Raw genomic sequence first — 10,185 nt, forward strand, 5'->3', positions numbered from 1 at the left:
CCTGGACCTGGGACACCTGCCCTTCGCCCGTGGCATCGGGATCGCCCAGTACACCTCGGACCCGGGTCTTCCACCGCTGTCGAGGAGACCCTCGCGGCACCGTCGGCCGGGGCCCGGCCGACGGTCACCCCACAGGCCGTGCGCACCCTGCTGGAGATCACCCGCAACGCCCCCGGCCGGTTCCGGGACAACCTGCGCTCGCCCGTCCCGCGGGCGGCGGTGAGACCTTCCTGCGGGTCTACTCGCGACCCCGGCTGTCCTGGGAGGACCTGGCGACCCTGCGCTCGCGGACCCGGCTCCCGATCGTCCTCAAGGGAGTCCTGCACCCCGACGACGCCCGCCGCGCCGCCGACGCGGGCGTGGACGGCGTCGTCGTCTCCAACCACGGCGGTCGCCAGGTCGACCACTCCGTGGCCTCGCTCGACGCGCTGCCCGGTGTGGTCGACGCGGTCGGGGACGCGCTCCCGGTGCTGCTCGACTCCGGGGTGCGCACCGGGGCCGACGTGGCCACCGCCGTGCGGCTCGGTGCCCGCGCCGTGCTGCTCGGTCGCCCGTTCGTGCACGGCCTCGCCCTCGACGGGGCCCGCGGTGTCGCGCAGGTGCTGCAGGACGTCGTCGCGGAGCTCGACCTGGTCTGCGGGCTGGCCGGCGCCACGAGCCCCGCCGGGATCGACCTGCGCGGGCGCCCCTGACGGGTCGCCCGCCGCGCCCGTGGGCACCCTCCGTGGCACGGTCGGACCATGACCCGTGTCAGCACCCGTACCCGGCAGGACGCCGCCCGCCTCGCGCTCGGCGCGATGCTGGTCCTCGCCGGGGCCTCCCACCTCACCGTCGCCCGCCGCGAGTTCCGGGCCCAGGTCCCGCCGTGGATCCCGATGGACACCGACGACGTCGTGCTGCTCTCCGGCGCGGCCGAGATCGCGCTGGGTGCCGCGCTGGCCGGCCTGCCGAAGGAGCGGCGCCGGGTCGGCGGCCTGGCCGCGGCGTTCTTCACCGCGATCTTCCCCGGGAACATCTCGCAGTACCGCAACCGGGTCGACGGTTTTCGGGCTCGACACCGACACGAAGCGCGCGGCGCGGCTGGCCGGACAGCCGCTGCTGGTCGCGTGGGCGCTCTACGCGGGCGGGCTGGTCCCGCGCCGGTGAGCCGGTGCCCGGCGGGGACCGGGCGTCGGCCATGATCACCCGGTGGACGCGATGGTGCGGATCGGGGCTCGTCGAGCTCGCGCTCGGTGCGGTGCTGGGCTGGGCGGTCGTGGTGTCGGTGACCCGTCCCGACGCCTGGCGGCGGATCGGGATCGTGGAACCGCGCCGGCTGTTGCAGGCCCACCTGGACTTCGTGCTGATGGGGCTGATCCTGGTCGCGGTCGGGCTGGCCGCCCCGGACCTGCCCGGCTGGCTCGTCGCCGTGCTGGTGTTCGGCACCTGGGTCAACCCGGCGCTGTTCCTGCCGATGGCCTGGGGGCCGGGCGTCGTGCGCCACCCGGTCTTCCGGGTCGTCAGCGGACTGTCGTTCGTCGCGACCAGCGGCGGCTGGTGCTGGCCGCGGTCCTCGGCTGACGTCCCGCGGGCCGACGGGAACGGGGCGAACGGGACGGACGGTGCGACGCGCCGGTACCCGATCGCACGTCGCCTGTAGCACGGCGGGGTCCGGTGCGGCAAGAGGTCGCGCGGATTGGTTTGGTGATCATGGACGTCGTGCAGGTCGGGCGTTCCAGCGGTGTGTGGTCCAGGCCTGCCGAATCAAGCTACGGAGTGTGACGATCGTGTCGGCGAGGTCGAAGAACGCGTCGACGACGATTTCTCGTCGTTCGTAGCAGCGCTGCAGCCGGTTGAAGCTGTTGTGCCAAGCGTTGGTCCGCTCGACGTGCCAGCGGCGGGTGGCCTGGATCGGCGCTTTCTCACCCTTGTGCGCGATCTCGCCGTGCAGGCCTCGTTCGCCAGCGTGTCGCGGGTCCTTGCCGGAGTCATAGCCGGCGTCGAGGTGCACGGTGATGTCGTCGGGCAGCGGGCCGAGAGCATCGAGGCGGTCGAGGGTGGGCCGTAGCGGGGGAGTCGTGCCGTTGGCTCCGGCCAGGACTCGGCCCAGCGGGATGCCGTATCCCTCGACGAGCACCGAACGTTTCATACCCTGTTTGCGCCGGTCCACCGGCGACGGACCGCGACCTCGCCGCCGCCGGGGGGCCTTGGTGTGATGGCGCCATCGACGGCGATGTCGTGCAGCAGCAGACCGACGATGCGGTCGTAGGCGTCCAGGACGATCCGACGCAGCTGGGCGAAGACCCCGCCTGATCCACTCGTCACGACGATCGCGGATGGTGGTCGCCGAGCAGGTGCTGTCAGCGATGCCCTCATACGAGCAGCCGAACCGCAGTACCTGCAGGAGCTTGTCGAACACGATCCGATCCGCGATCCGGCGGCGATGGCAGCCCAGCGGATGGGTGGGATCGAACTCGTCTCGATGAGGCAGCAGCGCGGTGAACTGGTCCCACAACGGCTCGGTCAGCCATGATGGCAGGGTGGGCACGCGGCCTCCAGACGATCACGAAGCGTAGATAACTTCATGATCGGCAGGCCCGTACCCGCCCTCGCCCCCAGACACTCGACCGCGGCCAAGCTGTGACCAATCCGCGCGACCTCTAATGTCCACCCCGTAGGAACCGGCAAGACGCGAGGAGACATCCGGATGCCACAGGGAACCGTCAAGTGGTTCAACGCGGAGAAGGGGTACGGGTTCATCACGCCGGACGGAGGCGGGCAGGACCTGTTCGTCCACTTCAGCGCGATCCAGTCCTCCGGATACCGCAGCCTCGACGAGGGGCAGACCGTGACCTTCGAGGTCACCCAGGGTCAGAAGGGTCCGCAGGCGGACCAGGTCGTCCCCACCTGACCGCCTGATCCGACGCCGACGCCCGGGGTGCTCACGCGAAGCACCCCGGGCGTCGTCGTGTCCGGGTCAGGACGCCAGACGGGTCTCCAGGCCCGCGACGACGAGCTCGACGCGGCTGAGGGTCCAGCTGCGGGGAGGGTCGTCGATCCGGTCCCGGACCACCGCGCGGACCGCGGCGTCGAACGGCTCGGCCGAGTCCAGCAGCTGCTCGCGCCGCCGCGCGTCCCCGGTGCCGGGGGAGTGCGCCGTCAGCCACGGCTGCATTCCCATGTGGATGGCGGTCGAGGCGCCCAGCACCGCGTCCTCCGCGGTGAACCCGGCCTCCAGCAGCCGGTCGGCGAGCCTGCGGAAGGCCGACAGCAGGGCCTCGGGGGACTCCGGCAGCCGCACCATGGCGGGGGCGAGGCCGGGGTGCTCGGCCATCACGTCGAACGTCGCTGCGGCGAAGGCGAGCATCTGCTCCTGCCAACGGCCCTCGTCGGTCGCGGGGAACACGTCGTCGGTGACCACGTCGTCGACCAGGGCGGCGACGAGCGCCTCCAGGCTGGGGAAGTGGCGGTAGAACGTGGAGTACTTCACCCCGACCCGCGCGGTCACCGCGCCGACCGTCAGGTCGGAGAAGCCGAGCTCGCGCGCTGCGGCCAGGAGTGTCGCGCGGTCGGTCAGGGGCGGGCGGCCGGTGCGCCGTGCCGGTCTGCTCTCGGTCTCGGTCACGCTCGCATGCTACTGCCCGTGCCCACGTCCGGGACAGGGTAGTCGCGATCGGCCTGACGACTACCTGTGACCTGGCCCATCTCCGGTTCGGAACCGGGTCGTAGCGGTAGCCGCCCGGGCGTGCGGTGGTCTCGCAAAGCAGTCCGGACGTGACCCAGCGTCACGGCGGGACGGGCGCCCCGGCGACGATCCGGCCGAGCGTGGACAGGCTCGGTGATCCGGGGTCCCAGTAGCCGCCGTGGGCGGAGGCGAACGCCGTCTCGTCGTTCGGGGTGGCCGGGTCGTCCGGCCGCGGCAGCGGCGACCCCGCGCCGAGGCGAACACCCGGGCGCCGAACCCCGGTGCCGCCGGGTCGGGGCCGTGCAGGAGCCCGGTCGGGGAGAGCCCCCGCGACGTGGCGAACACCTCGACCCCGGGCACCCGGCCGATCGGGTCGTGCCCGGCGGTCGTGGCCCACACGTGCCCGGGCGCGGTGCCGAGGTCCGAGGCGTGGGCCGCGCCGGTCCCGGGGCTGCCGACGAACACGACGTCGTCGGCGGCGAGGCCGGCGCCCCGGGCGGCGTTCCCGGCCACCACCGAGCCGTAGGAGTGCCCGACGACGGTCAGGTGCACCGGCCCGTCGTGTCCGGTCCGCAGACCGTCCTGGAAGTCCCGCAGGTCCCGGCGGCGGCGCGGGCGGCACCGGGGTCGGCCGCGGCGAGCAGGTCCGGGGGCGCGTCGTAGCCGGTCCACAGCACCGCGGCCACCGACCCGCCGGGCGCGACCGCCCGTGCGGCGGCCCGGGTCGCCTCGACCCGGGCCAGGTCGCCGGGCACCGTGTCCCAGCCCGCGGTGGTCCCGGGGACGTGGGTGAGGACGTGCGTGGCGCGTTCCGGGTCGCCGACGGCGAGCACGATCCGGCCGCCCGTGGTGCCGCGCTCGAGGCGGAGCAGGCTCGCGCCGCCGGCGTCCAGGCGGCGGCGGGTCGCCTCCAGCCCGGCCGCCGTGCGTCCGGCGCGGTCCGCGCCGACCGTGTCCCCGGCCCGTTCCAGCAGCGCCACCCGGGCCCGCAGCCGGGACAGCTCGTCCTCGAGCAGGATCCGGTTCGCCCGGTCCCGGTCGGGGACCGGTACACGTCGCGCCCGCGCGCGCCGCCGAGAGCGGGACGGGTGCGCAGCAACCGTTCCCGCTCGGCCGCCGCCAGCCCGGTCCACCAGGCGCGCACGGTGCCGGGGCCCGCACCGGCGGGCGGTTCCGCTGCGGGGGTGACCGGGAGGGGAGCGGGGCCGGGCGCCGGGCGGAGCGCGTCCAGCGCGGCGGCCGTGGCGCGGTCGGACCGGGGCGCCGCCCCGACGGCGTCGGCGACCGCACCGGACAGGCGGACCAGGTCCGCGGCGAAGCGCGCGACCGTCGCGGGCAGCCGCCACATGCCGAGCGGGAGCGCACCGGCACCGGCCGAGAGCGTGCCGCGCTCGAGGTCGACCGAGAACTGCGGGTGCACCGCCAGCGCGGCGACGACCAGGCGCCGCTGGGCGTCGAGCACCTCGCCGGCGTGGGCGCCCAGGACGTGTGCGGCCCGGGTGGCGGTCCCCGCGTCGTCGCGCAGCCGGCGTACCTGCTCGGCGCGGGACCGGGCGGCCGCGTCGGCGTCGGCTCCGGCCCAGGCGCCCGGCGCCGAGCGCTCCAGCTCCGTCGCCCGGTCGGACAGCGCCCGGGACAACCCGTCCCAGGTGCCGGCGCGGCGCAGCCACGCGCCGGGGTCGGCCGCCACGACGTCGCCCAGCGCGGGCCCGGCGCTCACGACGTGCGCCCGGCGAACGCCGACGCGGTGTCGTCGTCGGCCGCACGCCAGGCGGCCGCCGCCGCACGCAGGGCCGACGCGTGGGACGCGGTCCGCCCCGCCTGCTCCCGGACCGCCCGCACCATGGAGTCCTCCCAGGCCGTCGCCGCCGATCCGGTCGCGAAGCCCGGTACCGGTGCGGCGCCGCCGAGCAGCGCCGCGTCGGCGGCGAGTCCGTCGGCGGTCCGGTCCAGGGCCGCGGCGGCGGCGTCGAGCGCGTCGGGATCGGAGCGCACCGGTCCGCCGGGGGACGGGTGCGGCGCGGTCGGGCACGGCCGCCCGGTCCACGGCGTCCCGGGTCGGTCTCGGTCGTGCACCGCGGCACCTCCGTCGTCGGTGGCGGACCCACCGGGCCCGCGTCGGGAGGAGTGTGCGTGCCGCGCGGCCGCGGCACGGGCGATCGGAGGAATCCGACGCGGGCGCTCTCGATCATGAGAGGTCGTCGTGAGACCATCTGCGCCGGTCGGGAGCAGCGGGCCGGGCCCGCGCGCGGCCCGGGGGAGAGGAGCGTCGTGGTCGGCGTCCAGCGGGTGATGACGGTGTCCACCCCTGTCCCGACGGTGCTCGGCTACCTCGCCGACCACGGGCACAGCGAGGTCTGGGACCCCACGGTGCGCGCCAGCACCCGGTCCGACGGGGGCGGCCCCGTCGCGGTCGGTGCCGCCTGGCGCACGGTGTCGGTGTGGAGCGGGCGGGAGAGCGAGCTCGACCACACGCTGTGCGAGCTCACGGCGCACCGGGTCGTGTTCGTCGGGGAGAACGCGACGGTCACCGCGACCGAGGAGATCGTCGTCGAACCCACCGAGACCGGTGGGAGCGTCGTGAGCTTCCACGCCCACGTCCGGCTCAAGGGCTGCTGAAGCTGGCGGCGCCGTTCCTGCGGCGCGAGTTCGAGCGCCACGGCGACGAGCTGGAACGCACCCTGCCGCCGGTACTGGAACGTCTGCAGGGCCCCGCCCCCGCACCACCCCGGTAGACGCCGCTCAGCGCTCGCGCCAGAACCCCATCCGACGGCTGATCTCCCGCCCGGCGGCGACGACCTCGGGCGTGATCCGTTCGATCCGGTCGGCCGGGAGGCGGTAGGCGGGGCCGGACACCGACAGGGCCGCGACGACGGCCCCGCCGTGGTCGAGCACCGGTGCGGCGACGGCGTTGAGCCCGGTCTCCAGCTCCTCGAGCGACCACGCGTAGCCGCGGTCGCGGACCCGGTGCAGCTCGTCGACGAGCGTGTCGCGACCCTGCTCCGGCACCGTGTCCGGCATGGTCGTCGGGTCGTCGAGGACGACCGAGGCGAGCAGCACCTTGCCGCTGGAGGTGTTGTGCATCGGGGTGATCCGGCCGAGCCAGTTGAACGTGGTGACCATCGACGGGCCGCGGGCCTGGTCCACGTTCACCGCCCATCCGCGGTCCGGGATGGCGATGTTGACGGTCTCGCCGAGCCGCTCCGCGAGCGTCTCGCAGACCGGGTGGCCCTGGGTGGTGACCTCCAGCCGCTCGGCGACCCGTCCGGCCAGCGGGATCAGGCCGAACCCGAGGCGGTACTTGCCGCGCTCGGCGATCTGCTCGACGAGCCCGCGCTCCTCCAGGGCGCCGAGCAGCCGGAAGGCGGTGGACTTGTGCACCTCGAGCGACGCCGCGAGCTCGCTGACCCCCGCCTCGCTCCGGTCGGCCAGCAACGTCAGCAGGGTGATGGCCCGGTCGACCGACTGCACCCCGGGCTCCCGTCCACGCACCGTGTTGCCCATGGCGCAACTCTAACCGGGCATCCGGGGCGTCGCCACGCGGGGACCGGAATGCGGGACCGTGTCCTGGCGCACCGGACGCCGGTCCGGTTTGCACAGCGACCTGTTCCCGGTGAAAGCTCGCGCCGTGCCGAGCCTGTACATCGACGGAAGCTGGACCACGGGTCCGCCGGGATACCGTCCCGGTGATCAACCCCTACGACGCCTCGACGGTCACCGAGGTCGACCAGGCCGGGCCCGACGACGTCGACCGCGCGGTCGACGCCGCCCGCCGGGCCTTCGACGACGGGCCGTGGCGGCGGACGACGACCGGGGAGCGCGGCGCGCTGCTCGGTCGGATCGCCGACCTGCTGGTGCGGGACCGGGAGCGGATCGCCCGGCTGGAGACCCTCGACACCGGCAAGACGATCGCCGAGGGCCGTCAGGACGTCGACGACGTCACCGCCGTCTTCCGCTACTACGCCGGGCTCGCCGACAAGGACGCCGGCCGGATCGTCGACACCGGCAACACCCGCCGTGGTGTCGCGGATCGTGCACGAGCCGGTCGGCGTCTGCGCCCTGATCACGCCGTGGAACTACCCGCTGCTGCAGCTGTCCTGGAAGGTCGCCCCGGCGATCGCCGCGGGCAACACGATGGTGATCAAGCCCAGCGAGGTCACCCCGCTCACCTCGATCGTGCTGGTCGAGCTGTGCGAGGAGGTCGGGATCCCGGCCGGGGTGGTGAACATCGTGCTGGGCGACGGTCCCTCGGTCGGCGCCCCGCTCACCGAGCACACCGACGTCGACATGGTCAGCTTCACCGGCGGCCTGTCCACCGGCCAGAAGATCATCAGGGCCTCGGCCGAGACGGTGAAGCGCACCGCCGTGGAGCTGGGCGGGAAGAACCCGAACATCGTGTTCGCCGACACCGACTTCGAGCTCGCCGTCGACTACGTGATACTCGCGGTGTTCCTGCACTCGGGGCAGGTCTGCTCCGCGGGCGCCCGGCTGATCATCGAGGACTCGGTCGCCGACGCCGTCGTCGACGAGGTGGTGCGCCGCGCGCAGCGGATCCGGCTCGGCGACGGCCTCGCCGACGGCGTCGAGGTCGGCCCGCTGGTCTCCGCCGCGCACCTGGCCAAGATCGAGGACTTCGTCGCGGCCGCCCGCGCCGAGGGCGCCACCATCCGGTGCGGCGGTGCCCGCCCGGACGACCCGGACCTGGCGCAGGGCTACTTCTACCTGCCGACGGTGATCACCGACCTGGCCCCGGTGGTCGCGGCTGATCCGCGAGGAGACCTTCGGTCCGCTGCTGACCGTGGAGCGGTTCCGCACCGAGGACGAGGCGGTCCGGCTCGGCAACGACACCGAGTACGGCCTGGCCGGTGCGGTGTTCACCGCCGACATGGGCCGCGCCCACCGGGTGGCGTCCGCGCTGCGTCACGGCACCGTCTGGATCAACGACTTCCACCCGTACTTCCCGGCGCGGAGTGGGGCGGCATGGGCCGGTCCGGCAACGGCCGCGAGCTCGGACCGACCGGCCTTGCCGAGTACCAGGAGATCAAGCACGTGTGGACCAACACCGCTCCGCAGCCCCAGGGATGGTTCTCGGGCCGTTGAGGCCGCCATGATGACGCGACGCAACGGCCCAGGAGGTCCACGATGACCGTTCCCGAACCGACCCGGCGGGACCCCTCCCGCGACGCGGACGGAGACGGGGGAGGGCTCGCCGAGTTCGGCTACAGCCAGACCCTCGACCGCAGCATCGGCAAGTTCGCCAGCTTCGCGGCCGGGATCAGCTACATCTCGATCGCTGACCGGCACGTTCCAGCTGTTCTACTTCGGCTTCGGCACCGGCGGCGCGGCCTACTGGTGGTCCTGGCCGATGGTGTTCGCCGGCCAGTTCATGGTCGCGCTGTCCTTCGCCGAGCTGGCCGGGCGCTACCCGGTCGCCGGATCGGTCTACAACTGGTCCAAGCAGCTCGCCGGGCCGACCGTGTCCTGGCTGGCCGGCTGGATGATGTTCACCGCCTCGGTGGTGTCGCTGGCGGCGGTCGCGCTGGCCGCGCAGCTCACGTTCCCGCAGATCTGGTCGGGCTTCCAGCTCGTCGGCGACGCCTCCGACGCGGGAGACGCCGCCGTCAACGGCGTGCTGCTCGGTGCGATCCTGATCGTGCTCACCACGGTGATCAACGCCGTCGGTGTGAAGCTGATGGCGCGGATCAACTCCACCGGTGTGTTCATCGAGCTGATCGCCGCCGTCGTCATCGTCGTGGCCTTGCTGCTCAGCATCCGTAACCCCGTCTCGGTGCTGTTCGAGACCCCGGCCCCGGCCGCGGGTGGCGGCGGGTACTTCGGCACGTTCCTCGTCGCGGCGCTCGCCTCGGCCTACGTGATGTACGGCTTCGACACCGCCAGCTCGCTCGGCGAGGAGACGGTCGACCCGCGCCGGACGGCCCCGGCGGCGATCCTGCGCGCGGTGGTCGCCTCGTTCGTGCTCGGCGGGCTGATCCTGCTCGGCATCATCCTGGCCGCGCCCGACCTGGCCGACCCGCGCCTGGGCAGCAAGGACGGCGGGGGGCAGCTGGTGCTGCTGGAGGTCGCCGGCGGCACGATCGGCCGGGTCTTCCTGATCACGATCAGCATCGCGGTGATCGTCTGCCTGCTCGCGGTGCACACCGCCGCGATCCGGCTGATGTTCGCGATGGCCCGCGACAACGCACTGCCCGCCGGTTCGGTGCTCGCCCGGATCGACCCGAAGCACAAGACGCCGGTGGTGCCGGCGATCGTCGTCGGTGTCGTCGCGATCCTGATCCTGGTCGCGAACATCGGTGTGCCCGAGGTGTTCACCGCGGTCACCAGCGTGGCGATCATCATGATCTACATCGCGTACCTGCTGGTCACGGTGCCGATGCTGGTCCGGCGGCTGCGCGGGCAGTGGCCGGACGAGGGGCAGGAGGGGTACTTCTCCCTGGGGCGCCTCGGCCTGCCGGTGAACGTGCTGGCGGTGCCTGTGGGGCGCGGCGATGGCGATCAACCTG

9 protein-coding genes and 3 pseudogenes are annotated in these 10,185 nt (G+C 73.8%); 7 read left to right on the forward strand and 5 right to left on the reverse strand.

What is annotated here, in order from left to right:
* The 3 genes from KPF47_RS36240 to KPF47_RS36250 all read left to right on the forward strand — a co-directional run.
* The coding region (locus KPF47_RS36240) for an alpha-hydroxy-acid oxidizing protein (RefSeq protein WP_224392922.1) at window positions 1-692 on the forward strand (692 nt) is incomplete at its 5' end.
* A gap of 48 nt (window positions 693-740) precedes the next feature.
* On the forward strand, window positions 741-1,181 hold the full coding sequence (locus KPF47_RS36245; protein WP_224392923.1) for a hypothetical protein: 441 nt from the start codon (window positions 741-743) through the stop codon (window positions 1,179-1,181).
* A complete protein-coding gene (locus KPF47_RS36250; protein ID WP_224392924.1) occupies window positions 1,151-1,639 on the forward strand; it encodes a hypothetical protein in 489 nt (162 codons plus the stop codon). The genes KPF47_RS36245 and KPF47_RS36250 overlap by 31 nt, the downstream gene beginning before the upstream one ends.
* A gap of 48 nt (window positions 1,640-1,687) precedes the next feature.
* Here the strand turns inward: KPF47_RS36250 and KPF47_RS36255 are convergent, their stop codons facing one another.
* Window positions 1,688-2,527 (reverse strand): IS5 family transposase, encoded by an 840-nt coding sequence (locus tag KPF47_RS36255; RefSeq protein WP_224392925.1) that lies wholly within the window; start codon window positions 2,525-2,527, stop codon window positions 1,688-1,690.
* 159 nt (window positions 2,528-2,686) lie between these two features.
* Between KPF47_RS36255 and KPF47_RS36260 the strand changes: the two genes are divergently transcribed.
* Window positions 2,687-2,890 (forward strand): cold-shock protein, encoded by a 204-nt coding sequence (locus KPF47_RS36260; RefSeq protein ID WP_020624259.1) that lies wholly within the window; start codon window positions 2,687-2,689, stop codon window positions 2,888-2,890.
* 66 nt (window positions 2,891-2,956) lie between these two features.
* On the opposite strand, the gene KPF47_RS36265 is transcribed toward KPF47_RS36260, so the two are convergent.
* The 3 genes and pseudogenes from KPF47_RS36265 to KPF47_RS36275 all read right to left on the reverse strand — a co-directional run bounded on the left by KPF47_RS36265 (window position 2,957) and on the right by KPF47_RS36275 (window position 5,740).
* Window positions 2,957-3,604 (reverse strand): TetR/AcrR family transcriptional regulator, encoded by a 648-nt coding sequence (locus KPF47_RS36265; RefSeq protein WP_224386344.1) that lies wholly within the window; start codon window positions 3,602-3,604, stop codon window positions 2,957-2,959.
* A gap of 60 nt (window positions 3,605-3,664) precedes the next feature.
* A pseudogene (locus tag KPF47_RS41265) lies at window positions 3,665-5,451 on the reverse strand (alpha/beta hydrolase).
* A complete protein-coding gene (locus KPF47_RS36275; RefSeq protein ID WP_224392926.1) occupies window positions 5,381-5,740 on the reverse strand; it encodes a hypothetical protein in 360 nt (119 codons plus the stop codon). The pseudogene KPF47_RS41265 and the gene KPF47_RS36275 overlap by 71 nt, the downstream one beginning before the upstream one ends.
* A 195-nt stretch (window positions 5,741-5,935) precedes the next feature.
* Here KPF47_RS36275 and KPF47_RS36280 point away from each other — a divergent pair, with 195 nt between their 5' ends.
* Window positions 5,936-6,283 (forward strand): SRPBCC family protein, encoded by a 348-nt coding sequence (locus KPF47_RS36280; protein WP_224392927.1) that lies wholly within the window; start codon window positions 5,936-5,938, stop codon window positions 6,281-6,283.
* Window positions 6,284-6,406: 123 nt separating this feature from the next.
* Here KPF47_RS36280 and KPF47_RS36285 read toward each other — a convergent pair whose 3' ends face one another.
* Complete coding sequence (locus KPF47_RS36285; RefSeq protein WP_308015284.1) at window positions 6,407-7,135, reverse strand: IclR family transcriptional regulator; 729 nt, start codon at window positions 7,133-7,135, stop codon at window positions 6,407-6,409.
* Between the two features lie 157 nt (window positions 7,136-7,292).
* On the opposite strand from KPF47_RS36285, the pseudogene KPF47_RS36290 reads away from it, so the two are divergent.
* Window positions 7,293-8,764 (forward strand): annotated as a pseudogene (locus KPF47_RS36290) (aldehyde dehydrogenase family protein).
* A gap of 42 nt (window positions 8,765-8,806) precedes the next feature.
* A pseudogene (locus KPF47_RS36295) lies at window positions 8,807-10,185 on the forward strand (APC family permease); the annotation flags it as partial.

Origin of the sequence: Pseudonocardia sp. ICBG1293, assembly GCF_020131355.1 — a bacterium.
Lineage (GTDB): Bacteria > Actinomycetota > Actinomycetes > Mycobacteriales > Pseudonocardiaceae > Pseudonocardia.